The following is a 26,241-nucleotide window of genomic DNA, read 5'->3' as shown; positions in this document are numbered from 1 at the left end:
CTGCTTACAGATAACGTAATTTTCCTGCGAGAGTAATCGTCTGACACCCTCGAAGATCAGCCCATGACCCTGTACGCTGATGGTTATCTTCTTGCAAACTGTTGTCTTACACTCTAGAGGACTGAAAATGCTCTTCTACCAGTTGTGCTATTTCTGTCACTAATTCTAGATGATAGGGACGCTCTAGACGATAGATGGGAACATGACGAATAATCTCCATGCATTGCTGGAAATGGATGGCGCCGGGTTGGCCGTGCAAGAGCTGATAGCTGCCCTGAGCAAAGTAGGTATGGGCAATCAGCTGTTGGAGTGCTGCTTGTAAACCTAACGGTTGAGCTGCAACCTCTTGACCTTTGGTTAGTTGGTAGATAGCGCCAACCGGTAAAGGTGCCTCTGCAAATCGCTCAATATTGCGCCGAGCTCTTTTTTCATATCCGGCAGCCAGTCTGGGTAGCTGGTCTGGACAATCTCCTAATGCAAACACAGCGGCTTCTGGCAGCAACTTGAGCTGGGGAAAACTAGGATAGATACTGGGACTTCGTTGAGGATTAGGCTTGATGGCCACAACATCATCTGTGATTAAGTGATGCCCCCGTCCATAGAGTGTGGCAGCTAGGGTCGATTTTCCCCATCCTTTACCAGCGATAAATACGGCGGCCTGGCCATCCAGGGCAACAGCACTGCCATGCAACACTAAATAGCCACGTTGGTGCAGAATAAGAGCGAGTAGGATGCCCAAAATAGGTAAATGCAGCAGATCTTCTTCCACTTGAGGGTCTGGGTCAAGGATAATTTCGTTGCCCTTGCGCGCAGTGAAAGCGCCCACGTCTTTCCAGTAGTAAGACACCTCATCTGCAGTAATGTAACGCATCACTCCTGAATCAGTGGATGCTAATCGAGACCGATCGACGTGACCCAAGTGAATGACAACATCTGCAGATGAGTCTTGCATGGCTAGCAGTTCTGGAAAACAGAGTTCAGACTGAAGACGAAGACCATAAGCTTGATAAAAATACATAGAAAAATACGCTGAAACCGTTATCCTGCCACAGAAGCGTGGCAGACATGGGCTTTACTTGACACTCAGATTACATCGCGGTGAGCGCCCTATGAATAGGGGAATAGCTGTTTGCCTTTGTGTTGAGAATATTTAAATTTTTCGGTGATCTAGCCTTGGGGGTTCTATGCACTGATCTACCAAAACTTGAGTCTAGGGATATCTATAATCTACTGACGGAGTTGTAGATTATGCTGATTGGGTGAAAACGCGTTACAGTATACCTTTAAAGCGAAAACGACTAACCAGAGTAACTCATCTGGTTAGCGTTTGTACAGCTAACTTTGTCTAATGCTTTACAAAGACTAGTTATCGTTTGATGCGAAAGACTACCCTGCAGCTGGGAAAGCAGTATTGACTGTTCCTCGGGGTGTATCAGAATTGGTTAGGCTTCCTTGAAGGGTAATTGCTTCAACATTGCCAAAATTAGTTAGCTTAGGCTGGCTATATGCTTTTTTACTCATGTCGTTGACTTTAGAATATAGTTACTGCATTCAAAAACAATGATAGCCAATTCTTATCTAAATGGGAAATATTTTACAAAATATTCGTTTTTGGATCCTGCAACATCCAACGTTGTGAAAGATAACAATACTGGAAATTATTGTTCCTGCATGGGGACAAGGCACTACTTTCTTTCTCAGAAAACCGATAGGAGATCACCGATTAAAAGCTAATTGCTGAAGGATCTGAGCGTTTCTCTATGCAAGCCAAAAATTCGGAGTGTATGCTCTGTGATTGAGCACTGTTGGTGTCATTAGAACGTCAAGCGAGTTTGATGCAGCCACATGCCCAAAGAAACACTTCGCCATAATGTGTTAACTTCTGCTGCAGTAAAAGCCTGGTCTTGCATCCATCGTTGGTATATATCCCTTAAGGCGAGAATATCAATATACTGATCGATCGTCTCTGGATGATTAAATAAAACAGACTGGATCGCAGACTGTTCATAGGTTTTAAAGGTAAACTCAAAGCCTGGTTGCATATTGGTCTTGTCTAGCCGCCATTGTAAATTGCTAGGAACAATGCCTCCAATCGCATTACGCAGGACAAATCTTCCCCAGCCTTGATGTAATTTTTGATCAGGTGGAAGAGATAGACAGAATTCTACAAGACGCTTATCAAAGAAAGGAAACCGCAGGTCGATCGAAAAAGCACCGCCTGCTGTATCTAAAAGCTCCAACATGGATGAGTGAATATTGGCCATCATGCAGCGGTAATGGCTTTCCCGTTCGGTTTGTGGGGGAGGAAGTTGGAGGGTTTGGAGTTTATGGTCGAGTCCTGTCCGACCCACGAATTGGGGTGACAGCGGCAGATCCGGGTGTATGGCATTGGGTTGAGGAGAGTCAGCAACCGGCGTGCTCGTTGGACGGGTCTTGATCAATGAGGCGACAGCAGAACGCAATCCATACCGCCAAAACCACTTAAGTAAGACTTTTTGCCATGGTAAGTTGTAGCGTTTGCCATAGGCTTGAGTTTCTCTCGCGAGGGTGAACCAACGACCTGAGCGCGCTAATTCCCGAAGATATTCATTGCCATGAGAAACCGTGCTGTCGCCATCCCAGCCATCTAAAATCACCCGAACGTTCTTTTGTTGGGCGATTTCATATAAGCCCCAGTTCAAACGAAAGTTCCCTGCCATGATGGCTGCATCACGGTGCCATACCGCTTTGTCATAACTGGCGAAAGGTCCAAGTTGATCGCCCCACAACAGATGCGGAGTATAGCGACCTGTTGTTAAAACGGCGTCTTGGTACGAGCGCTCATCACAAGCAGACACGCGATCGAATCTGGCGGAGAAGGTATGCAATGTTTCTTGCGATCGCTCGCTGGTATCCAAGATCTGTCGAGCCAGACAGGTAATCGAGGAAGAATCTAAGCCGCCACTCAACATGGAACCCACGGGAAAAGCGCTGCGTAAGCGGCATTGGACCGCTGCGGTAAAATGCTCTAAAAATTGGTGAGTATAGTCTTCAGTAGACTTCAGTTGCAGTTCTGGAATATTGGCATCCAGTTGCCAATAAGACTGGAGTGTTACGCCAGAGGTATGAATGGTTAATGAATGCCCTGGGGGCAGTCGTAGGATGTCTTGGTAAAAGGTGATCGTCGGGTCACTATCTAAATTTGCAAGATGTTCAGCGACTTTGGCTTCGTTTAAACGTTTCGGAATGTGGGGGAGTGTGAGTAGGGCTTTGATCTCGGTCGCGAACGCAAAGTGTTCGCTCACACAGTAGTAATAAAAGGGTTTGACACCAAAGTGATCACGGGCGCAAAACAGCGATTGGTGAGACTCATCCCAAATGGCAAAGGCAAAATCACCGAGTAAATGCTGGGGGCATGCTTCGCCCCATTGGTGATAGGCGGCCAAGATTAAATCGCCGTCAGACAATTCATGAGTAGCATGCTGAACGAGGTCCAGGTCTGTGATTAGCTGATTGCGATTGTCGAGTCGGGCATCGGCGGTCAAAATCAGTGAGCCACCTGCACTGACTAAAGGACACCGCTCATGCAAAGATTCTGGTGTGGTCCATAGGAGTCGTCGACCCAAGCCAATAGAGCCCTGATACCAGGTACCCACACCATCCGATCCGCGGTGTGACAGACTATCCAGCATTTTACCCAGATGTTCTGGATTGATGGGGGTTGTGCGGTGATAAATACCTAGGATTGCGCTCATGGTATCAAGACGGTTGATTAAGACAACTGCTGATGCACGACCAACGTGACAGATCTTGTCAGTGGTAGCAGCAATAGATGGTTCTAGGGAAGGGTCGGTTTTATATGTACCAACTCACGAGAGTGTACCGCTCTCCAGATAGGACAGTTTGCACTTCATGCCAAATATTAGAGTGAAAGGCCACTAACATGCCAGCTTGAGCCGGAAACGGAAAGCCGTGACTCTGCCATCGCGACGGATCAATCAGCCCATAGAAGATGAGTGAGCCCCCGCTATAGTAGCCAGGCTGAGGATCGCTGGCTGGGGAATTAAGAAAGATGATGATGGAGATTTGACGCGCTTGCAAGAAATGAGGTGCGTGGGGTTGAGTACTGCTATCACAATGAACCCGAAAGTAACTACCTTGGGTATAGCGATAGAACAAGAGCGGTTGCATGCCACTTAACGACAAGTTGAAGTGATTAACCAGGGTAGGCTGTAGCTGATGCAGTTTTTGGTTGATGGTAGTGGTGGTTGCCTCAGGGAGTTGCAATTGTTCCGTTTGGCGATGCTCTGGATCATCCTGTGGGGAAAGAATGTGCTGTTCATTCGTAGGTAATACCAGAGCGGGCTGTCCTGGAGTGGTTCGAACAGTACTCAGCAATTGCTCACAGTATTCAGCTTCCAAAAAATTAGGTTGCACGAACAAGCCAAGCTTGATCAACAAATCCAAACTAGGCATGGTTCTCAATCAGCGAAGGGCGGGCATTGGCGTAAATCTTGCCAAATCATCGACTTGGCCGATGACGACTTGGCCCTCTAATTCAACCCAAGCATGGGCCTCTAATTGGCCAGAGGACGTTTTAGTGACTCCAATACGAAGTTGAGGGTTGTGATGGTGACGACGAAGTAAAACCTCAGTGGCCAAGGCTCGCGCCAGGCATTTAACGTGACCGGGCATATATCGACTACCAGTATTCACCATCCAAGTCATCCGATTTACAGATCTGGGAGGAGGGGGAGCGTCTTGAGGTTGGCGTGGGTGGCTGATGTTATCTAGCAGTTTGCGTAAGGTTTGAAAGGGGAGTAGCCATAACCCAAATCGGATGGCCGTTAGCAGGATAAAAGTTTTGCTGAGGAGGGCGCGATCGCGTCGCCGTAACCGAAAAAACTTAAGCACTGGCAGCATCTTTGATCTCAATTAACTCAGATTCAATCAACTCCTGCAACAGCTTCAAAACATCTTGTTGACACTGTTCTGAGTCCACTTCGTACTCATTCAAAATTTGGTCACAGATTTCTTGAACGGAACGAGGTTGTTGGAGTAGAGTCCACACACTGGCTCCCACTTCATTTAAGCCAAAGTACATCCCTGTTTTGAGATTGAGAATCACCGATTCTCCAGCCAAGTCAGAGGAAACTTGCTCTGAAGTTGCAACAACAGTTGTGTCCGCGGAAATAGTGGTAGTCAAAGTAATAAACCTCTACAACAAACTGATTGTGAAAATTCTGTTCAAATTAGCACAGGTATTTTATTTTTTGAAACGACTAGAATGTTATCTGTGTTACCGCGATTGTAGTCTAGATTTTTGCAGACGGCACCTGCTGACGGGTGTGAAGGTCATCATGGGAACCTTATCTATTTCTGACGACAGAAGGCCTCTACACAGCGCACAAATAGTTCAACGCCCATGCCTAACGCTGTTTCGTCAAAATCAAACTGAGGGTGGTGATGGGGATAGGCTAACCCTCGTGTATCATTCGCGGACCCTAAAAAGAAGTAACAGCCAGGCACCTCTTGTAGAAAGAAAGACATATCCTCACCCCCCATGGTTTGGCAAGTGGGCACAACGCCTGTAGGTGTCTCAATTACATCCGTACTAACGGAGCGGACTAGCTCTGCGATCGCAGCATCATTAATCACCGCTGGATATAGCTGCCAATAGTTGAGGTCGTAGGTTGCTCCCCAGCTCTGGCAAATCCCCGTTAAGATTGCTTCTATCTGCGACTCAATCCGCTGGGCTAACTCCGGTTGAAAGTAGCGAACGGTGCCGCTGAGAAAACTGGAATCCGCAATAATATTGGATGCGGTTCCGGCATGGAGCTGTCCCACCGTCACAACAGCCGACTCCAGAGGATTAACATGGCGAGCCACAATCGTCTGTAGGGCATTGACGATCTGAGCGCTGATCACCACGGCATCAGTGGTCTGGTGGGGCATGGCCCCATGTCCCCCCTTGCCTTGAATACGACATTCAAATAAATCAACTGCCGCCATCAGGGGACCCGCTTTAACCCCTACCGTCCCTACCGGCAGGTTATTCCATAGATGGAGGCCAATAATGGCGTCCACATCAGGGTTTTTGAGGACCCCTGCTTCAATCATCGGTTTAGCCCCTCCTGGCGATTCTTCTGCGGGTTGAAAGATCAGTTTGACCGTCCCCGCAAAGTCTGAAGAATGCTGAGATAAGTAGCGCGCTGTGCCTAGAGCAATGGCGGTATGCCCATCGTGACCGCAGGCATGCATCACGCCATCATGGCGCGAACGATAGGGCACCGTATTCTCTTCCTGAATGGGCAATGCATCCATATCGGCGCGAATGGCTAAGACAGGCCCTGGTTGCTCTCCTGTAATCGTCGCAACAAGGCCCGTTTTGGCAATGCCAACTTGGTGTGGAATGCCCCACTCTGACAAGCGCTCTGCTACAAATTTAGCGGTGAGATGCTCTTTGAAGCCTAGCTCTGGATATTGGTGCAGATGCCGTCGCCAGGACACGAGGTCCAGGGCCTTGATATCAGAGCGGATGGGGGTGGTTAGAGACGGAGCAGAAACCATAGTATTCTTCGCCAGAACTGAGAAGGGGCAAGTCTATTTTCTTTTTGATCCACTCCCCCGACTAAAGTACGGGGGATTTGGGACTCAAGCAGCGATTGCCGTCTGAGACGGTCTAACATCACCTACTCCCAGAGACAGAGATCCTGCCTCTTTGATGTTGTTTGCTGCATTGCCATCGCGATCATTAACCGCCTGACAACTGGGACAACGCCAACGCCTAACGTCCAAGGGCAAAGACTCCAGCACATGCTTGCAATGGTTACACGTCTTGCTCGACGGATACCACTGGTCTACATAGCCCACGGTCTTGCCTTTTTTGAAGGCCACAAACTCTAGAATTTGCAGGAATTCACCGAAGGCCAGATCGTTAATCTTACGACCCCATAGCCGCTGCATTCCTTTCAAATTCAACGTCTCAAAGAACAAATGGTCATACTGGTCTGTGAGCTGATGGGCTAGCTTCCAAAACCATTCTGTCCGCTTGTTCTTGATGGCTTCGTGAACCCGAGCATAGTGTTTTCTAGCTTGTTCACGTCTCTTAGAACCCTTCTGTTTACGAGAAAGGTGGCGATTGGCCAGCGCGATCTGATTGATCCCTTGCTTAAGGAACAAGGGACTCTCAATCCTAGAACCACCCGAAACCGTTAGGAATGTCTTTAAGCCAAAATCAAACCCTGCGCTTTTACCTGTCATGGGTTGTTGATGTTCGTCAATGTAATCTGTGACGACGAAGATAAATATTTCGCCGAATGGATTGCGTTTGACGGTGATGGTTTTGACGGTTCCTTGGATTTCGCGACTATTCCAGTATCGATAGATCTGGGTGCCAATCTTGATCTGGCCATCCCCCAAAAGCTTGTACCCGTTTTGCTTCAAGGTGAAGGATTTATACTTCACTCGCTTCTTGAAGTTTGGGGGTCTAACCCCTTTGCCATGATGTTTGAAAAATAGCTGGTAACCTCTGTCAATCCGCTGAATCACATCTTGCATCGCTTGAGCATTAACTTGTTGCCAATACTGGCTACAGCGACGCTTTTTAGCAATGTGAGCCATCAATTGGGTTGGCTTTAAGCTTCTGCCAAAGAGCCTATAGTAGCGCTTGTGTAAGGCAATACAGTGATTGTAGATGCTGGATGCTGCATCTATTTTGCGGTGCAATTTGCGATTGCGCTTATGCTGATAGAACTTGAACGTTTTCACATTCCTATTTTATCGCGAATATTTCACGGCAGATTTATCTGCCCGAGTCGCTTTTTTACCTCGGACTGAAGTCACGGGGCTATCAAGCTACCGAACGTTTTACCGTATCACTTTGGTCGGGAAGGCCCCTGTCAGGTTCATGTTTTATGCAAACCCTGAGTGAGAAGTAGGCCACTACTTCTCACTCAGGGTTTAGTTCATTACATTGAAGAATACATGGCAAATTCGATCCGCTACAGCAGTCTATGACGTTCTCAGAATAGGTTGGAATAGCCAGGAAGCCAGAGACTTTTGCTCACCACTCAGGATTCTCATAAAACCCTTATAGCTTTCTCAGGGAATCACAGGGAATCACCCAGATCCCAATCATTCCAGCTTCAGACACGCCGCGTACATTGAAATCATTGAAGTTGGAGAACAGACATGAAACGCACTTCCCGCCTTGCCTTATCAGTTTTAACAAGCCTTGCCATCCACAACTTTGGATTTACCATTCCTGCTGCTGCTGAAACCGTCACGGTCACTCGTGGTCCCAATGGCGCAGCCCATCAGGTTAAAGCAGACCGGATTCCTCAAGACGCTCAAGTGCGAGTAGAGACCCCTGCGACTGGATTTCCTAACCTCGTTACCAAAGGGCCTCAAGGTGCAGCCCACATTTCCTCAACAGACTCAGATCTTGATACGACTGCACAGTCGATAGACACGCTCGAAGTTGTCACTCGTGGCCCGAATGGTGCGGCTCACATCGCCAACTAGCCAATGAGAACAGCAACCGATTGACACGGAGTCCTGCACTATCCCCCATAAGCTGATTGCTCCCCCCACCGCAATCAGCTCTTTCCTCCGTATCAATCTTCCGTTTTTCTCCAACAGACCCCTTACGACTGAGGGGGTAACTTCTAAGTCGTAAGGTTTTATTCTTAAGGGAATACAGATCAGTAAGATGTGGGATATTACCGACTGTCAGTTCTGTCTCTTTATGATCTGTCCCCCACGTATTGCTCTAGTTTTGATCACGCTTAGCTACGCTATCAGCGGATGTGCGACGCCAGAGGTGCAGCCCTCTGCTTCTCCGCCAGCACCATCAGCAGTGAAGACGCCTGAGCCATCGCCTCCCCTGAAGTTAGAGCTTGCCGATCCAACAACTGTCGCTAATCCGCAGGTCGAACAGTACTTATCCCAATTAGAAGCACCCACGGTAAGTCAAGGGGTGTGGATTCAAACTCAAGACGCCCTACTCGCCAATCATCAAGGCACGATTCCCTTGCCAGCTGCCTCCTTGACCAAAGTGGCGACCTCTTTAGCAGTGTTGAAAAAGTTGGGACCTAATCATCGGTTTGAAACCCAAATGGGTTACATCGGTACCCTTCAGAATGGCGAACTGCAAGGAGATTTGGTGATTGAGGGAAGAGCTGATCCATTTTTTGTCTGGGAAGATGCGATCGCACTCGGTAACCTGCTCAATCAAAACAATATTCGCAAAGTCAGCGGCAATGTGATCGTGGTGGGTCCGTTTTATATGAACTATGAGTCCGACCCCGTGACGTCGGGAACGCTGTTACAGCAAGGACTTGATAACAAGCGCTGGCCTGCGGAAGCCCAAACGCAATACCAAACCTTGCCGTCTGAGACGCCTAAGCCGGAGGTTGCGATCGCAGGCCGGATCCAAACCGCAGCCACACGCCCCGATCAGGTCAAGCCCCTGATTCGGCATCGCTCTCTTCCGGTTGCCGAACTCTTGAAGAAAATGAATCAGTACAGCAACAATGCGATGGCAGAGATGCTGGCGGATCAAGTGGGCGGTGCTGCTGTCGTGGCTCAAATGGCTGCCCAGGAAACAGGGGTTCCCCCGCAAGAGATCCAGCTCGTCAACGGCTCTGGACTGAGTATCGATAATCGTATCTCTCCCAGAGCGGCCTGTGCCATGTTTAAAGCGATCGCCCGCCTGCTTCATCCTCAAAAAATGACCATTGCTGATATTTTTGCGGTGACAGGCACAGATGAAGGGGTGCATAACGAGAGGCCGCTGCCTCAACTCGCGGTCCTTAAATCAGGCACGCTCAATGGCGTGAGTGCTTTGGCGGGAGCCTTACCCACCCAAGACCAAGGAGTCATCTGGTTTGCCTTCATTAATGGTGAAGGGGATGTTGAGCGATTTAGAGCTGAACAAGAAGTCTTACTGAAAACGTGGCCTACAACATCTGCAGCTCAATTGACACCTAGCCCCGCGAGACAAAACCTCCAGCCGACCCATGAGAGGGTTAACCAGACGTCAAAGCACTCTGGCGAGCTGATTGCGAGAGAGTAAGTCAGCATGGTCTCGGTGTCTCAATATCCGTGAGCTAAGGTCATCAATGCTGCTCATCATCCAAGATCCAAGGGGCATTACTCATTTTGCTCTAGTCCCACGATAGACTGTGAAAGCAAACCTTTGGTCTGCATCTATTCGGCAATTTTCCAGCGGGGTCGGTGATGGCGACGTTTTTATTAGAAGTGGGTACAGAAGAATTGCCCGCAAGCTTTGTGGAGTCAGCAATTGAACAATGGCGATCGCAAATCCCCACCAGCCTAGAAGACCATCTGCTCACCCCAAAGTCTCTGAAGGTTTACGGCACGCCGAGACGCCTAGCCATCTTGGCTGAAGGCTTACCCGAACAGCAGCCTGACCAAACGGTCGAAGTCAAAGGTCCCCCAGCCAAGGCCGCTTTTAAGGAGGGCGAACCCACCAAAGCGGCGGAAGGATTTGCCCGCAAACAGGGCGTTGAAATTAAAGATTTTGAACTACGCGATACGGACAAAGGCGAATTTGTGTTTGTCCAGAAAACTACCCTCGGTAAACCCGCCGTTGAAGTTTTAGCCGACCTAATCCCCACCTGGATTTTTGGCCTAGAAGGCAAGCGGTTTATGCGCTGGAGCGATGGTGAGGTAAAATTCTCCCGCCCGATTCGTTGGTTAGTCTCGTTGCTAGACGACCATCTTATACCGATTAAATTGGAGAATTCAACAGGTACGATATCCAGCGATCGCACCTCCTCCGGCCATCGAGTCCTCCATCCCGATCCGGTGACGATTAAGCATCCCCAAGACTATGTCGCCACCCTAGAAAAGGCATCCATTCAAGTCGATCCAGACCAGCGCCAGGCTCTGATCAAAGACCAAATTCATGCTTGCGCCAAGTCCGTTAAAGGCAAAGCCGTGATTTCTGATGCTTTGCTGACAGAAGTGACCTATTTGGTGGAATGGCCCACCGCCGTGGTGGGAGGTTTTGAGTCAGAATTTCTGGAACTGCCTGCTGAAGTGATTACGACAGAAATGGTCAGCCATCAGCGTTATTTTCCCGTAGAGGCCCCTAAGGGAGCGAAGCTACTACCTCATTTCATTACGATTTCCAATGGCGATCCAGCTAAGTCAGAGATTATTTCAGCCGGAAATGAACGGGTGATTCGGGCGCGGTTAGCCGATGGTCAGTTTTTCTACAAAGCCGATCAGGCCATGTCCCTTGCAGATTATTTACCGAAACTGGAAACCGTAACCTTTCAGGAAGATTTGGGGTCCGTGCGGGCCAAGGTGGATCGGATCCAGGCCAATGCCCTGCGAGTGGCTAAACAACTCAAGCTCGATAAGAAGGTGACTCAGCAAGTCGAGCGAGCCGCTCAGCTTTGCAAGGCTGATTTGGTGACCCAAATGGTAGGCGAGTTTCCCGAATTGCAGGGGGTGATGGGGGAAAAATATGCGATCGCCAGTGGTGAATCCACCGAAATTGCCACCGCTATCGTTGAGCATTACCTACCCAAAGGGGCCAATGACCAGCTTCCGCAAACTTTAGTTGGGCAGATCGTTGGTATTGCCGATCGCCTGGATACCCTGGTCAGTATTTTTGGTCTGGGAATGATACCGACAGGATCTTCTGACCCCTTTGCCCTGCGTCGAGCGGCCAACGCCATTCTCAATATTGTTTGGGCGGCCAATCTAGATCTCAACCTAGATCAGCTGCTGACGGAAACGACCGCCGCCTTTGCACAGACCTTTGCCAAGTTTCAGCCTGATGTTCAACAGCTCCGGGACTTCTTTGGTCAGCGTCTCCGTAGCTTACTGCAAGATGAGCAAAATATTGACTATGACTTGGTCAATGCCGTTTTAGGCGAGAGTGGCGAGCATACTCAGCGAGTGCTTGTAGATGTGTTAGATGGCCGCGATCGCGCTCAGTTTCTGCAAGCGATTCGCGCTGACGGAACCTTGGACACTATCTATGAAACCGTTAACCGGGCCGCCCGCCTGGCAACCAAAGGGGAGCTAGCCACAGATGTCCTCGATCCAAAAGGTTTAGTCAATCCAAAACAGTTTGAACAGTCCTCTGAGCAAGCCTTTTATGATGGTTTACTCCAGCTGTTACCTCAAACGGAGTCCGCTCAAGCATCACGGGACTATCAAACGCTAGTCCAAGGTTTAGCGGCAATTGCACCTACCGTCAGCCAATTCTTTGATGGCGACGATAGTGTCTTAGTGATGGCAGAAGATACTGATTTACGAGCGAATCGCTTACATTTACTGGGTTTATTGCGGAACCACGCCCTTGTGCTAGGGGACTTCGGAGCCATCGTCAAAAGCTAGAATAAAGGAGAGTGCATAGTGTCTTTGTCTACATGGCGACTCTAAACCCGACCTGTCATCGGACCCCTGAAGGGTTAACGATTATTGCCGAGCATCTACCTGTGGATGCGGTTAACTTTAGTCTGTGGGTGAATGCCGGATCTGCCGTGGAAGGCGATGCCATTAATGGCATGGCTCATTTTCTAGAGCATATGGTGTTTAAGGGCACAGAGCGGCTGCCTGAAGGCGAGTTTGAACGCCAAGTCGAAGCCCGCGGTGGAGTCACTAATGCGGTGACCAGCCAAGACTATACCTGCTTTTATGTGACCGTTGCACCTCAGGATTTTGCTGAGATCGCACCGCTGCAAATTGATTTAGCCCTCAATGCCTGCCTGGATGCTGACAGCTTTGAGCGCGAGCGCTTAGTGATTCTAGAAGAAATTCGCCGGGCCGACGATAATGCACGTCGGCGCTTGTTTCAACAGGCTATGACCTTAGGGTTTACGGACTTACCCTATCGGCGTCCGGTGCTGGGGCCGGCTGAGGTGGTGCAAGGGCTGGCCCGAGAACAGATGCACCAGCATCATCAATCGTGGTTTCATCCCGAGAATTTGACGGCTGTTGTGGTGGGCAATCTGCCAACAGACCAAATGATTCGCACCGTGGAGGAGGAATTCTCACAGACAACCGCCCCGCCTCCGCCCCCACCGCTGTTTACCCCAGAACCGACCTTCACAGAAATTGTTCGCCATACGGCATGCGATCCACAACTAACCCAAGCGCGTCTCGTGATGCTGTGGCGAGTACCGGGGATCCAGCAGCTCTCGCAAACCTATGCCTTAGATCTGATTGCTCGACTCTTAGGCGGCAGTCGAAATGCTCGCTTGGTCAAGGCTTTGCGCGAAGAGCAACAGCTAGTTGAGCAGATTTCGGTCAGTAACCTGACTCAGGCCTGGCAAGGATTGTTTTGGATCTCGGCTCAGTTGCCCTCGGCACACCTTAAACAGGTGGAAGCTGCAATTGTCACCCACCTCCAGCAGTTGCAGGAGGAACTCGCGCCTGAACCGGAGTTAGCACAGCGACAACGACAGCTGCTCAATCAACATCTGTTTGGCACAGAGGTGCCCTCTAGTCGAGCCGATTGGTATGGGTATCATCATGCGATCGCCCATAATTTAGACGCAGGCCTCCAATATCCTCACCAAATTCAGCAGTTAACCGCAGCCGATGTTCAGCAAGCCGCTCAAACCTATCTCTCGCCCACTGCCTATGGCGTATTGACGCTGTTGCCAGGACCTTAGAGGGGATTAATCTGTGCGGCCTATGCTTACGCTGACAGCTTTTTGAGTAGGTCATCCACCTTCTTTACGCCCTCTTCTTGCTGTTGACTTTGATAAAGTTGGCGGGCTTTTCGCAACTCAGGAATCGCTTCGCGATGTCGGTTACGGGCAATTAAGGCTTCTGCTAATTTGTACAACACGCCTGGGTTGCGCTGATCGAGCTTAGCGGCTTGTCGAAAGGCCACCACTGCCCCCAGGGCATCATCCTTCTGCATCAGCAAGTCTCCAATCCCTTCATGGGCTGCGCCTAATTGCTTATCCTCTTGTAAGGCTCGCTTGTATGCCGTCAATGCCCGATCATAAGATCCTTGGCTTTTCAGCAACTCCCCGGTTCGTAAATGTACACGAGGATTCTTCGGATCTAACTTCACGGCTTTCTCCAAGGCAGCTACACCCGCTTCCGGTTTGCCTTGAGCAGCGTAGGCCAAAGCGAGATTAATCTGAATTTCGCCATTTTTAGGGGATAACTCCGCCGCTTTTTCTAAACTCTCAAGGGCTGGTGCAACTTTCTTGCTTTTTAAGTGAATTAGGCCAATCGAGTTATAGGCTCCGCCATTTTTAGGGTCAATTTCGATCACTTTTTGGAAATTTTTGAAGGCTTCATCATACTTTTGGCGGCGACTTTGAATCACCGCTAGACCTTCATAGGCCCGGACATTTTTAGGGTCTAGCTCAATCACTTTTTGATAGGCAGCGGCGGCCTGCTCATTTTGGCCTAAATTGCCCAAGCTGTAGGCTAAGGCATAATGAAAATTGGCATTTTTACCATCGAGTGCGATCGCTTTTTGATACGCTTCTATGGCTCGAGTGAAATCTTTTCTCCGAGCTTGAATATAGCCAATCGCTGAAAAAATTCGCGGGTTTTTGGCATCTAATTGAGCCGCTTGCTGATAGGTCCGTAAGGCCATGTCCAGATTATTGGCATCAACCAGCTCTTTACCTTTCTTAAATAATTCAAATAATTGACGGTCTTTATTCGCTTGGGCCACTGGGACCGCTTGGGCGGGGCGATAGATGGGTTCAGGAACGACAATCATTAAGCCTGACATTAACAACAGACTGGTGCTTAGCAAGCGAAAACTAAACATTCATCTCTCCTGATTACAAAAACGTCAATATACTTCACTGTTGTTAACCCTGCCTTAAAAGAAATGGCATTTTTGCCAACATAACCTGGATCCTGAGTTACACCAGAGATACGTCTCAAGTCTCTGCAGTCTACAAGCGGGAACTCCTTTCTTTATGAGACTGAGATTTACCCCTTCTAGTTTCAATTTTTATCATTTTTCAAGCTGAGCTTGATCGCAAAAGTATATCTTCCATCAACGAGGTAACTATGAATAGTTTCCGTAATATTGCACTGGTGGGTCCCTATTCCAGTGGCAAAACGACACTCCTCGAAAGTGTACTCCATGTCGCGGAGGTAACGACCCGTAAAGGGTCAATCAAAGATGGCAATACCGTGGGGGATGCGACAGCTGAAGCCCGGGAGCGCCAAATGAGTACCGAAGTCACGGCTGCCAGTTTTGAACATGGCGGCCTTTCTTTTACCTTTTTAGACTGCCCAGGTTCCGTCGAGTTATTGCAAGAAACTCTAAACGGTTTGGTTGGCGTTGATGCAGCGGTGGTGGTGTGCGAGCCTGAACCCCAGAAAGTGCTGACGCTGGCCCCTCTGTTTCAAACCCTGGATGATTGGGAAATTCCCCATCTGGTGTTTATCAATAAAATGGATCGTGCCAATTCTCCCTTCAGTGAAGTGTTGGAGGCACTCAAGCTGGTGTCTAGCCGTCCGCTCGTCCTTCATCAATATCCCATTGGCCAAAACGAGGCCCTGCAAGGGTTTATTGATCTGGTGTCCGAGCAAGCCTTTCACTATCATCCCGACTCTCCAGCTGACCCTATGCCGTTACCGGCGGAACTGGCGAACCAAGAGAAGGCAGCCCATGCTGAGATGTTGGAAACGCTCGCCGATTTTGACGATCACCTTTTAGAAGAACTTTTAGAAGATATTGAACCTTCGGAATCAGAAGTTTTACAAGATCTGAAAACAGAACTCGGTGCTGACCTGATTGTGCCCGTGTTTGTCGGTGTGGCGGAGCAAAGCTTTGGTGTTAGACCCCTATTAGATGCGTTAGTTAAAGAAGCGCCAGACGCGAAGGATACCGCTCAGTCACGAGCGTTAAATCCGACGTCGGATCGCCTGGTGGCTCAGGTGCTTAAAAATTACTTTTCGCCTCAAGGGGGCAAGCTGTCCCTAGTGCGCGTTTGGCAAGGCACCCTGACCGATGGCATGACCTTAAACCAGATGCGGGTGGGCGGCATTTATCGGCTGCTGGGGCAGCAACAGCAAAGCCTCACCCAAGCAGAAGCTGGAGATATCGTTGCCCTCAGTCGTCTGGATGGCGTCCATACTGGGGATACGCTGGTGGTGGTGGATGGATCCGCCCCACCGAAATTACGCACGGCCCAGCAGCTTGAACCCGTGTATTCGCTTGCGATCGCACCGAGGAATCGCAAGGATGAAGTCAAAATCAGTACGGCGATTGGCAAGCTGCTGGAAGAAGATCCCAGTTTGCGCTGGGAACATCGAGAGACCACCCACGAAATGGTGCTCTGGGGACAAGGGGATATCCATCTGCAAATTGCCACGGATCGGCTAGAACGCAAACATAAGCTACCGATTAAAACTCATACCCCTCACGTTCCCTACAAAGAAAGTATTCGCAAACAAACCTCAAGTCATGGTCGCTATAAACATCAGACCGGCGGCCATGGTCAATTTGGGGATGTGCGTTTAGATATCAGACCTAAAGCCAGAGGGGAAGGGTTTAGCTTTAGTGAAACCATTGTGGGGGGTGTGGTACCCCGTCAGTATATTCCAGGCGTGGAAATGGGGGTTCGCGAATTCCTCCAGCATGGGGTGCTAGGTTTCCCGATCGTCGATATCGATGTCACGCTGATCGATGGGTCTTATCACTCTGTGGACAGCTCAGAACAGGCCTTTAAGCAGGCAGCACGGATTGCCATGCAGTCTGGCCTACCGAACTGCCAACCCGTGCTGTTAGAGCCCATTGAACGCGTGACGCTCTCCACGCCTACAGAGTTCACCTCCAAGGTGTTGGGCTTAATCAGTAATCACCGAGGTCAGGTCTTGGGCTATGAGGGCAAAGTGGGCTGGGATGGCTGGGATGAAATCTCGGCGTATTTCCCCATGGCTGAGATGCAGAGCCTGATTATTGAGTTGCGATCGCTAACGCAAGGGGTCGGTTTCTTTATTTGGCGAGATGATCATTTAGGAGAAGTCCCCGACAAAGTCGCTGAACGCGTTCTGGCCAGAGTAGATACGGAAGTCTAACGTTACCCTTCTCTTTCTCCAGTCGGGTGTGATGTGGTCTGTCCGTCATAGACCGCATCACATTTTTTATGGGAATGTGCCCAAATTTACAAACCAATTTCTCCTAAATATTGATAAATTATGAAAATCCTTTGCCTATCCTAAGATTGGCTGCATATTTTCTATAACAAGTGAGCATTTTAAACTCGCTTTCAGCATTTACGGCTTAGATCACAGCTGCTATCCGATTGAAGTCACAGTCAACAACAACTCATAAAAGTTACATTTTTCTGTAGAAGGAATTAAATTATCTGACCTTGGGTAATATTGACAGGTGCCTCTAGGCAAAAATGCATGTTCTAAGCAATAATGCGTAGTCAAGTGTGTGTGTGTTTGTGTGTGTGTTTGTGAGGAGTTACGGTCATAGTGCTAAAAAAAAGCGAAGGGGAGCTAGATAGCATCCTCAAAAAAAGTCGTGTAAATATAGGGGCATCTTCCCCCCAACCCTTACCTATTGGTGTCTTTGATAGTGGTGTGGGGGGCTTAACCGTCCTAAAGGAATTACAGAAGCAACTGCCGCAGGAATCTTTTTTATACTTTGGGGATACTGCCAATGTTCCCTATGGAACGCGTTCCCGCACCGAGATTTTGGGTTTTGTGCGCCAAATTCTGCGCTGGATGACCTCTCAACCGATCAAGATGGCGATCATGGCCTGTAATACCAGCTCAGCCCTAGCCTTAGATGAGGTGCGTGCTGAGTTTGATATTCCCATCTTAGGCATTATCCTGCCCGGCGCGAGAGCTGCGGTGAAGCAAGGAAAACGCATTGGTGTTATTGCCACACCTGCCACAGTGGCCAGCAAGAGCTATCCACACGCGATTCAAGAGGTCAATACCACTGCTCAGGTATTTCAAGAAGCTTGTCCAGAATTTGTGCCTCTGATCGAGCACAACCGCCTTCGTGACCCTCAAACCCTTCACATTGTTTACCAACACTTAAAACCACTGCTGCACCAGGGAATCGATACCCTTGTCTATGGCTGTACCCATTACCCTCACTTGTCTGATCTGATTCAGAAAGTCTTGCCTGCTTATGTCAAAACGGTTGACCCAGCAGTACATATCACTGCGGCTGCCAAACAAGAGCTAGAACTTTTACAATTACAGAACGTACGCACGGCTCAATCGACTCGTTTCTTTGTCAGTGGTTGTCCCGAACAGTTCGCTGAGTTATCCTACCAATGGCTAGGGTTTCTGCCAGTTGTTGAGAAGGTCATCTTGCCTGAACTCACCGCACCGCAAGCTGTTGAGGTTGTTGAGCAGATTTAAGGCTACCCGATCAATCTTATTGTCCTTAAGGCAAGGCAGAAACTCGCAAACGCGTCATTGTCTCTATTGTTGACTCTGTTCAACAATGGTTGACCGTTTTGACGAGATTGATGGAGGTTGTTGTGATTGCTCAACCCTCCTAGCCTCGTGGGGTGGCTCACGATCGAGCTGGCTTGATTTAAGTTGCAATTTTAGGATCTATGTATAGTCTTCAATCTTGGTTGAAAAGAACAGCCCTGGTGCTGCTCACCCTCGCATTCTCTCTGGGGCTATCTGGCCCAGCCTGGTCTACACCATTGTTGCCGCTATCGGTGTTGCCCACGGCGAATGCAGTCAAAGATGGCAGCAGCATTCTGCGCTTTGCCCTCCCCATCGATGAACCCTATATTCGGGATATTCAGAATGCCGTAGAGGGAACCACTCCTCAAATTCGAGGCAAGCGATGGCCGGAAATTCGCAAAGGACTGGGTAAAGCGAAAAGAACGATTGAGCGTCATCGTGACGATATTTTGACAGCGGTTGTCCCGGATCAGCAAGCCATTGCAGCTGAACAGTTGGATCGGATTGCTCAGGCCTTATTGGAATTGGAAGATGCGGTTGCTGCTAAGGATATTGACCAATTCAACGCGGTTCGCAAGCCCCTAGCAGATCGGGTGGGCATTATCGAAGAAGCGATGATCACAGAATTTCCTTTTGAGGTGCCCGAAGAATACCAAGATCTACCTCAATTAAAGGGAAGGGCAACCATTGATATTAAGACCAACAAGGGTGACATGACGGTTGTGGTCGATGGCTATACAGCCCCTGTCACGGCGGGTAATTTTGTCGATCTCGTACAACGTAAGTTTTACGATGGCCTCAAATTTACACGGGCGGAAGAGTCTTACGTGGTGCAGACGGGTGATCCAGATGGCCCTGATGCGGGTTTTATTGATCCTAAGACCGGAGAATACCGGGCGATTCCCCTCGAAATAATGGTTAAAGGCGACTCTGAGCCAATTTATGGCACAACTCTAGAGGATGCTGGAATTTACCTGGATGAGCCAGTTTTGACCTTCTCTTCCTATGGAACCATGGCGATGGCTCGACCAGGAGACGATGCCAATGGCGGTTCTTCTCAGTTCTTTTTCTTATTGTTCGAGCCTGAATTGACACCTGCTGGCTCCAATTTATTGGATGGTCGCTATGCGGTTTTTGGCTATGTTGTCGAAGGTCAAGATGTACTTGGCACAATTAAGCCAGGCGATGTGATTGAATCAGCTCGGGTGACGAAAGGGGCCGAGAACCTGGTCTAGCACTGAGACCCGTATCAACTCTAATCGGCTTGGGAACAGCGTTCAGTTTCCAAGCCTTTTTAATGAGGTACAGATGGAACATAGCAATCCCAATCTCACCATTGCCGACTTAGGCGAGCAACAGCTGTTACAGAGGCTATATCAGTTTTGTTCTCCCAGTAAGGTGGGGGATGATGCGGCGGTGCTGACACCTCGTCCAGGACATCACATTGTGGTGACGACGGATATGTTGGTGGATGGGATTCACTTTAGCGATCGCACCACGTCTCCCGCTGATGTGGGTTGGCGAGCAGCCGCTGCAAACTTATCAGATATTGCTGCTATGGGGGCTATGCCGTTAGGGTTAACCATCAGTCTAGGCTTACCTGAAACGTTATCGGTCCACTGGCTTGACCAGCTTTATCAGGGGATTGCTGATTGCCTAAACACCTATGGAACAGCCATTATTGGTGGTGACTTAAGTCGCTCCGCTGTGGTCACCGTCAGTATGACGGCGTTAGGAGAGGTCTTGCCCTCTGCGCAAATTTTGCGCACGACGGCTCAACCCGGAGATGCAATTGTGGTGACGGGTGTTCACGGCGCTGCGCGGGCTGGATTGGAACTGTTACTCAACCCAGACTGGGGCCAGACCTTAAGTACGGCTGAGCAATTAGAGCTGAAGCAGGCCCATCAGCATCCACAGCCTCGTTTAGATGTGATTCAGTGCTTACGGCAAATTGCTCCTGAAGTGCGAGTGTCTGGCATGGACAGCAGTGATGGGCTGGCCGATGCGGTTCTGCAAATTTGTCGAGCGAGTGGGGTCGGGGCTGAGATCCAGCAAACTCACATACCCATACCCAAGAGTTTGCAAGCCACTCAAGCTTTAACCTCAGAGCAAATTCTAGAATGGGCGCTGTATGGCGGAGAAGATTTTGAGTTAGTGCTTTGTTTACCGCTCCCCTCTGCCCAAGCATTGATTGCCACAATGGGAGCAGGGTCAGCCATCATTGGCCATATTACGCTGGAGAGGAATGTCAACGTATTGGATAGGCAAGGAATAGAACATCCTTTGAACATGCAATCTGGATATCAGCATTTCGGATGATGGGTTGCCAGACCCATCAACATGCTGTGCATGTCGTTTATCCCCATCCCTCCAACCATCATCAATCGCCCATGCTCCTATCCCATCATCGCTTCAGAAGGGAGATAGTTGTCATGATGGTGGGACCTATGGATGGTGTACAGCACTGCCAATGAAGGGTGGAGAACAGTCTACTTAGGTCAGAACCATCAGGTTAAGCATAGGGGGGGGCGAGGCGGATCTAAGGGCAGTGGGTCGTCCATAATCCGATTATCCTGATCGACTAAGACCACCGTCGGCTGGAAGCCCTCTAATTCCTCGGCAGACAGTTGAGCATAGGTCATAATAATCACCCGATCACCACGAGTGCCCAAACGCGCTGCGGCCCCATTTAACTCAACCGCCCCTGAACCCGCAGGCGCAGGGATCGCATACGTGATCAGCCGCTCACCATTATTCATATTGACCACCTGGACTTGCTCATGGGCCAAGATGCCCGCGGCAGTCAGTAAGGTTTGGTCAATACTAATACTGCCCACATACTCGAGATTGGTCTCTGTTAACGTGCAGTGGTGAATCTTGGAAAATAAAAAGGTGCGATTCATAGATCCCATCTTATCGTCAGTCAAGCTAGTCTGACTGTAGGCCAGAACACTGATCCTCGCCTACATACCCTAAGATAGAGAGCTGAACCGATCGTTCTCCTACGTGCCTATCCTAAGATTCAGGACTATGGCTTCTACCATACCTTTAATCAGTACTGTGAGCCAGTTTGACCGGACAATCTGGCAAGTTGAAAACTCAATTCGGCAAACCGGAGAGTGGGTTGAGTGGCAATGGCAACGCTTGGGGAATTGGGTATGGGGCAATGAATCGACAGGATTAAGTGCGCCAACGTGGTGGGGCGATCTTCTCCTCTGGATTGCCCGTGGTTTAGCGGTTTTAATCATCCTTTGGTTGATCCGGGCGTTATTTCAGCAGCTGCGAGGGTGGCGGCGCTGGTTTACCCGCAAGGTGGCCCTAAGTGATGCTCTGCAACAGTCCCTAGTTTCAGATCAAACGACCGTTCAAGATTGGCTCCAGCAAGCCATGCAGGCCCAAACAAAAGGGGATTATGCAGCAGGCTGTCGTGCTCTCTATATGGCCTTACTGCTGCGTTTAGAAGAAACGGGGTGGATTAATGGCGATCGCACCTTTACCAATCAGGAATATTTACGCCGATTGGAATCCCAATGGGTGCTGAAGGCCAAACCCACCCGTTTACAGGCTGCTTGGCGACAGATCTTTCAAGTCCATGAAACCGCCTACTATGGAGCTGCATCGGTTTCTCCTGAGACGTTTCATGCCTGTCAGCAAGCCTATCAGACCTTAGAAGGAGCGTTGGAGCAGCCCCCTGAGGTCAAGCCATGACCCAAACCACCCAATCTTCACCCACCCCAATTACCCCTAGGGAAGGTCCTAGGAGACTGTGGTTATGGGCCATCCTAGTTGCAATCGTTTTGCTAATTCTGCTGGTGATCAGCGCCCCTAACCTACAAGAGGGGTCCACCTATAGTCGCTCCAATAAGGGCTATCGCAGTTGGTATGACTATATGATCGAGCAAGGCCATCCCATCGAGCGCTGGCAAAAATCCTACGCCGAGCTACAAGGCCAGAATCAAGCCTTGATTTGGATTACCCCCAACTTGGAGGAAGCCCAAGCGCAATCGCTCGCCTGGGGTAATGTTGAATCATGGGTCAAGCAAGGCAATACCGTTCTGCTCTTGACCTGGGATGGATCGGTCTCAGCGGCCCCTTTTAGTAGCGATCTCACGAGTGAAGCAGGACCAGTGCGAATCGACACGACTCGACGTAAAACACTGGCTGCAGCCGATCAAAGCAGACTCAAGGATAACTATGGCAGTGTCGTGTGGTCACAATCCTTGGGTAAAGGTCAGATGATTTTCGCCACCTATCCTTGGATTGGGGCCAATATTTATGCGGATCAGCCGGGGAATTATCCCTTTTTGGAGCAGTTGATTCCTGAGGCAGAGACGATTTGGATGGATGAAGGGTTGCATGGCCATCGAGATCAGCAAGAGCAAGCCACCGAAGCGGGGCGCAATCCTGAGAATCTCTGGTTCTTTTTCGCCCAAACCCCGATCGCCGCTATGGCAGCCCAGTTAGTTTTCCTGACCGTGATTTGGATTTGGGGGCAGAATCATCGGTTTGGCTTAGCCTTGCGCTTGCCACAATCTTCCAAAGATAATAGCCAACAATATATTCAAGCTCTAGCAGGTACTTTGAATCATGCCCAGCAACAAGAACTGGTCCTCATTCAGCTGAGTCAATATCTGCGGCAATCCTTAGCCCAGCGTCTGGGCCTCATGAGTGGGTTCAAAGGGCCATTGCCGCCTGATGCATCCTTGGCCGCTCAATGGGCGATGGTCACTGGACGGAACGGCCAAGAGTTATTAGAGTTATTACAACAATCAAGCCAGCCATCGATCACCGATCAGATGCTGTTAGCTTGGGTCAATCAAGCCGACGCTATTTTGCAGGATCTCCCTTGAACTCATCCTTTCAACAACTGCAACAGCAGCTTAGCCAAATCGTCATCGGTCAAGACTCCATCGTCGAAGGACTGCTGATTGCTCTGCTGGCAGAGGGACATGTGATTCTCGAAGGGGTTCCAGGAACGGCCAAGACCCTGATTGTTAAACTGCTGTCTACGCTGATTAGTGCAGATTTTCGCCGCATTCAACTCACCCCAGATGTCTTGCCTGCCGATATTTTGGGGACCAATATTTTTGATTTCAATAGCAAAAGCTTTACCCTCAGCAAAGGCCCGATTTTTACCCAAATCCTGCTGGCCGATGAAATCAACCGCACCCCACCTAAAACCCAGGCGGCCCTGCTAGAAGCAATGGAAGAGCGCCAAGTCACCCTGGATGGTAAAACCATTGCCCTGTCAAAGCTGTTTTGGACGATTGCCACCCAGAACCCCCTGGAGTTTGAAGGCACTTACCCCTTACCTGAAGCTCAGTTAGACCGCTTCTTATTGAAGCTGGTGGTCTCCTACCCTGGCAAAGCCGCTGAACAACAGATGCTTCACAATATCCTCAGTGGCTTTGAACCTCGCGATTTAAAGCAAATGCCGCTTGAGCCTGTGATAACGGTGGATCAAGTGCTGGAGGCGCGGCAACAGGTGCGTCGGATTCGAGTAGAAGGCCAGGTCCTCGATTATTTACTAGAGCTGGTGATGGCCAGTCGTCAACAAACAGAGTTGATGCTCGGAGCGTCACCCCGAGCGGCGGTGGGCTGGCTACGAGCTGCCCAAGCTCATGCTTGGCTGGCGGCGCGGGATTTTGTCACCCCAGATGATGTGAAGGCTATTGCAGCCCCTCTCCTCCAACATCGCCTGATTCTTAAGCCTGAAGCCCAGTTAGACGGTGTATCGATGGATCAAGTGATTCAGACCTTGCTGACCCGCGTCCCTGTACCCCGATGACCCCCGCCTCTAAACCTGAGTTTATCTCTCCCTTCCATCGGCAGTCCGATCCGGTGGTACCGCCGCCGTCTGCAAAAAACAGCCCCCCTCAACCTACCGTTCCCCATTTATTACCCACCTCTCGTCTGTATTGGGTGTTAGGACTAGGACTCCTGATTCCCTTAGGTCTCGCTTGGATCCCAGGCGAGGGAATTGAGTTAGGCTGGGCAGTCATGTTGCTGTTCGATATTGTCGTGCTGACTGTGGCCTGGGTGGATTATTTGCGATCGCAACGGTGGGACATCCAAGTCACTCGCCAGTGTGACTCCCGTCTATCCATTGGTCGAGATAATCCAATTCACTTAACCGTGACTGTGGGCTCGGGGCCAGGTAAAGCCAGACAAGCCCGATTAAAGCTGAGAGATAGCTATCCCCAAGACTTTCAGGCCGACCAGGACCTCCTGATTCTTAAAATTGCCCCCCACACTGAAACCGATGTGACCTATCATGTGTTCCCGCCGCAGCGGGGCGCTTTTCAATGGCAAGGCGTCACCTTACGGTTGCTCAGCCTTCAAGGACTCGCCTGGAAAGCATGGCAAATTCCGATTGAGACGGAGGTGGATGTCTATCCCGATTTGATGGGGTTGCGGCTATTGTCTGTGCGCTTAAGTTTGGAATCAGCAGGCGGTTTGCGTCGTCGTCAGCGCACCTTAGGGGGCACTGAATTTGCCGAATTACAGGAGTACAATCGAGGCGATGATCTGCGACTCATCGATTGGAAAGCCACGGCCCGTCGAGGGCATCCCCTGGTGCGTGTCTGTGAGCCTGAGCGAGACCAGCCGTTGCTTATTCTGCTGGATCGCGGTCGATTGATGACCGCTCAGGTAGCGGGCCTAAAGCGGTTTGATTGGGCTTTAAATGCCACTTTGTCTTTAGCGATGGCAGGGCTACGACGGGGCGATCGCGTCGGCGTCTGTGTATTTGACCATGACATTCACACCTGGATTCCTCCGCAATCAGGAAACTCCTACCTCTCTCGGATTCTAGAGCAGGTATATAACCTGGAACCCGTGATGACGGAATCGGACTATGTGGCAGTGGCCAGTCGGGTGCTTAGTCAATATACCCGGCGAGCTTTGGTGGTGTTGCTGACGGATATTGTGGATGCGATCGCATCCAGCGAACTCCTAGCCGCCATGGCTCGTCTATCCCCTAGATTTTTGCCCTTCTGTGTTGCCTTCCGCGATCCCTTAGTCGATAGTCAGGCCCATCAATCTCTAGCCTTAACATCAGAAGCCAATGATATTCAAATTCAGCGGTTATACGAACAAGCCGTTGCCTTAGACTTACTCCATCAGCGCTCGGTGGCCTTTGCCCAACTACAGCAACAGGGAGTCCTGGTTTTGGATGCACCTGCCCCGAGCATTAGCGAGCAGTTGGTGGATCGGTATCTCTTGCTAAAAGCCCGTAATCGTTTGTAGAATGCAGGGCCTACCTGAATCAACTGTTTCTTAATCAACTGTGTCTTCCGAAGTCGATACCCACCTGCAAATGATGAACGCCTATACCAAAGGTCGTGACGCCTTTGAACATGGCTGCTATCGAGAAGCTGTGGAATGCCTCTTACAAGCCATTGCCCTAGTCAATCGGAATTCCCCTTTGGACGGTGAAATGCAAATGTGGCTTGTGACCGCCTACCAAGCGGCAGGGCAACAGCAAGAGGCCCTTAGTCTATGTCGAAAACTACAGATGCATGCCCACTGGGAAACTCGTAAACAAAGCAAGCGACTGCTCTATATCTTGGAAGCTCCTCAACTCGAGAAAAAAGCAGAATGGTTGACTCAGATCCCTGATTTAAGCGACGTCAATGAAGAAGATGTGAATGAGCGGATGGGCGTGGGCACCTTTCCCTTATCAGCGTCTAAACCTACTCCACCTCAAAATCCTCCAGAGCCGATTGACTTAAGTCAGGTCGATACAAGAGAAAGCCATCTTGTTGGGGTTGCCTTAGTGGTCCTCCTTATGATTCTCGGTGGATTGATTTGGCTAGGCTAGTTGCACGGGGCAAGCTA

General features: G+C 49.8%; 22 protein-coding genes. 13 read left to right on the top strand and 9 right to left on the bottom strand.

What is annotated here, in order from left to right; all coding sequences use genetic code 11:
- Nucleotides 1-106: 106 nt before the first annotated feature.
- The 7 genes from Q0986_RS07435 to Q0986_RS07405 form a co-directional block, all read right to left on the bottom strand.
- Complete coding sequence (locus tag Q0986_RS07435) at nt 107-1,018, bottom strand: hypothetical protein (RefSeq protein ID WP_299407095.1); 912 nt, start codon at nt 1,016-1,018, stop codon at nt 107-109.
- A 796-nt stretch (nt 1,019-1,814) separates the two neighbouring features.
- Nucleotides 1,815-3,734 carry a lasso peptide isopeptide bond-forming cyclase gene (locus Q0986_RS07430; RefSeq protein WP_299407092.1) on the bottom strand — a complete coding sequence of 640 codons (1,920 nt, stop codon included), beginning with the start codon at nt 3,732-3,734 and terminating at the stop codon, nt 1,815-1,817.
- Nucleotides 3,735-3,834: 100 nt separating this feature from the next.
- Entirely contained in the window at nt 3,835-4,416 is a 582-nt protein-coding gene (locus tag Q0986_RS07425) for a 2OG-Fe(II) oxygenase (protein ID WP_299407088.1), read from the bottom strand.
- A 48-nt stretch (nt 4,417-4,464) separates the two neighbouring features.
- On the bottom strand, nt 4,465-4,902 hold the full coding sequence (locus tag Q0986_RS07420) for a lasso peptide biosynthesis B2 protein (protein ID WP_299407083.1): 438 nt from the start codon (nt 4,900-4,902) through the stop codon (nt 4,465-4,467).
- Complete coding sequence (locus Q0986_RS07415; RefSeq protein ID WP_366918539.1) at nt 4,886-5,191, bottom strand: lasso peptide biosynthesis PqqD family chaperone; 306 nt, start codon at nt 5,189-5,191, stop codon at nt 4,886-4,888. Before Q0986_RS07415 ends, Q0986_RS07420 begins: the two co-directional genes overlap by 17 nt.
- A 161-nt stretch (nt 5,192-5,352) precedes the next feature.
- Nucleotides 5,353-6,549 (bottom strand): M20 family metallopeptidase, encoded by a 1,197-nt coding sequence (locus Q0986_RS07410; protein ID WP_299407074.1) that lies wholly within the window; start codon nt 6,547-6,549, stop codon nt 5,353-5,355.
- Between the two features lie 84 nt (nt 6,550-6,633).
- Nucleotides 6,634-7,749 carry a transposase gene (locus Q0986_RS07405; RefSeq protein ID WP_299407070.1) on the bottom strand — a complete coding sequence of 372 codons (1,116 nt, stop codon included), beginning with the start codon at nt 7,747-7,749 and terminating at the stop codon, nt 6,634-6,636.
- Between the two features lie 423 nt (nt 7,750-8,172).
- Between Q0986_RS07405 and Q0986_RS07400 the strand changes: the two genes are divergently transcribed.
- From Q0986_RS07400 to Q0986_RS07385, 4 genes are all read left to right on the top strand, one after another.
- Nucleotides 8,173-8,505, top strand: coding sequence for a hypothetical protein (locus Q0986_RS07400; RefSeq protein WP_299407065.1), 333 nt, complete (start codon nt 8,173-8,175; stop codon nt 8,503-8,505).
- Nucleotides 8,506-8,728: 223 nt separating this feature from the next.
- Entirely contained in the window at nt 8,729-10,057 is a 1,329-nt protein-coding gene (locus Q0986_RS07395; RefSeq protein ID WP_299407060.1) for a D-alanyl-D-alanine carboxypeptidase, read from the top strand.
- A 164-nt stretch (nt 10,058-10,221) separates the two neighbouring features.
- Nucleotides 10,222-12,360, top strand: a complete 2,139-nt coding sequence (gene glyS, locus Q0986_RS07390; RefSeq protein ID WP_299407056.1) for a glycine--tRNA ligase subunit beta — start codon at nt 10,222-10,224, stop codon at nt 12,358-12,360.
- Nucleotides 12,361-12,392: 32 nt separating this feature from the next.
- Nucleotides 12,393-13,640, top strand: coding sequence for a pitrilysin family protein (locus tag Q0986_RS07385; RefSeq protein WP_299407053.1), 1,248 nt, complete (start codon nt 12,393-12,395; stop codon nt 13,638-13,640).
- 26 nt (nt 13,641-13,666) lie between these two features.
- Here Q0986_RS07385 and Q0986_RS07380 read toward each other — a convergent pair whose 3' ends face one another.
- A complete protein-coding gene (locus Q0986_RS07380; protein WP_299407049.1) occupies nt 13,667-14,767 on the bottom strand; it encodes a tetratricopeptide repeat protein in 1,101 nt (366 codons plus the stop codon).
- A 248-nt stretch (nt 14,768-15,015) separates the two neighbouring features.
- Here Q0986_RS07380 and Q0986_RS07375 point away from each other — a divergent pair, with 248 nt between their 5' ends.
- The 4 genes from Q0986_RS07375 (at nt 15,016) to thiL (ending at nt 20,721) form a co-directional block, all read left to right on the top strand.
- Nucleotides 15,016-17,034: an elongation factor G gene (locus Q0986_RS07375; protein WP_299407045.1), complete on the top strand. Its 2,019-nt coding sequence runs from the start codon at nt 15,016-15,018 to the stop codon at nt 17,032-17,034.
- 462 nt (nt 17,035-17,496) lie between these two features.
- Complete coding sequence (gene murI / locus Q0986_RS07370; RefSeq protein ID WP_299407137.1) at nt 17,497-18,342, top strand: glutamate racemase; 846 nt, start codon at nt 17,497-17,499, stop codon at nt 18,340-18,342.
- Nucleotides 18,343-18,542: 200 nt separating this feature from the next.
- A complete protein-coding gene (locus tag Q0986_RS07365) occupies nt 18,543-19,637 on the top strand; it encodes a peptidylprolyl isomerase (RefSeq protein WP_299407040.1) in 1,095 nt (364 codons plus the stop codon).
- A 73-nt stretch (nt 19,638-19,710) separates the two neighbouring features.
- Nucleotides 19,711-20,721 carry a thiamine-phosphate kinase gene (thiL, locus tag Q0986_RS07360; RefSeq protein WP_299407036.1) on the top strand — a complete coding sequence of 337 codons (1,011 nt, stop codon included), beginning with the start codon at nt 19,711-19,713 and terminating at the stop codon, nt 20,719-20,721.
- 188 nt (nt 20,722-20,909) lie between these two features.
- Here thiL and panD read toward each other — a convergent pair whose 3' ends face one another.
- Complete coding sequence (gene panD, locus Q0986_RS07355; RefSeq protein WP_299407032.1) at nt 20,910-21,305, bottom strand: aspartate 1-decarboxylase; 396 nt, start codon at nt 21,303-21,305, stop codon at nt 20,910-20,912.
- Between the two features lie 127 nt (nt 21,306-21,432).
- Here panD and Q0986_RS07350 point away from each other — a divergent pair, with 127 nt between their 5' ends.
- The 5 genes from Q0986_RS07350 to Q0986_RS07330 are packed head-to-tail and all read left to right on the top strand — an operon-like array spanning nt 21,433 to nt 26,224.
- Nucleotides 21,433-22,110 carry a DUF4129 domain-containing protein gene (locus tag Q0986_RS07350; protein ID WP_299407027.1) on the top strand — a complete coding sequence of 226 codons (678 nt, stop codon included), beginning with the start codon at nt 21,433-21,435 and terminating at the stop codon, nt 22,108-22,110.
- Entirely contained in the window at nt 22,107-23,252 is a 1,146-nt protein-coding gene (locus Q0986_RS07345; protein WP_299407022.1) for a DUF4350 domain-containing protein, read from the top strand. Before Q0986_RS07350 ends, Q0986_RS07345 begins: the two co-directional genes overlap by 4 nt.
- The gene (locus tag Q0986_RS07340; RefSeq protein ID WP_299407019.1) at nt 23,249-24,190 is read left to right on the top strand and encodes a MoxR family ATPase; all 942 of its coding nucleotides are present in this window, start codon (nt 23,249-23,251) and stop codon (nt 24,188-24,190) included. Before Q0986_RS07345 ends, Q0986_RS07340 begins: the two co-directional genes overlap by 4 nt.
- Nucleotides 24,187-25,650, top strand: a complete 1,464-nt coding sequence (locus Q0986_RS07335) for a DUF58 domain-containing protein (RefSeq protein WP_299407015.1) — start codon at nt 24,187-24,189, stop codon at nt 25,648-25,650. Before Q0986_RS07340 ends, Q0986_RS07335 begins: the two co-directional genes overlap by 4 nt.
- 40 nt (nt 25,651-25,690) lie before the next feature.
- The gene (locus tag Q0986_RS07330) at nt 25,691-26,224 is read left to right on the top strand and encodes a tetratricopeptide repeat protein (RefSeq protein WP_299407010.1); all 534 of its coding nucleotides are present in this window, start codon (nt 25,691-25,693) and stop codon (nt 26,222-26,224) included.
- Nucleotides 26,225-26,241: the final 17 nt, after the last annotated feature.

The organism is Acaryochloris sp. IP29b_bin.148 (genome assembly GCF_028285565.1).
GTDB lineage: Bacteria > Cyanobacteriota > Cyanobacteriia > Thermosynechococcales > Thermosynechococcaceae > Acaryochloris.
Note: the sequence above shows the minus strand (reverse complement) of the source record. Positions and strands in the feature narration are given on the sequence as shown.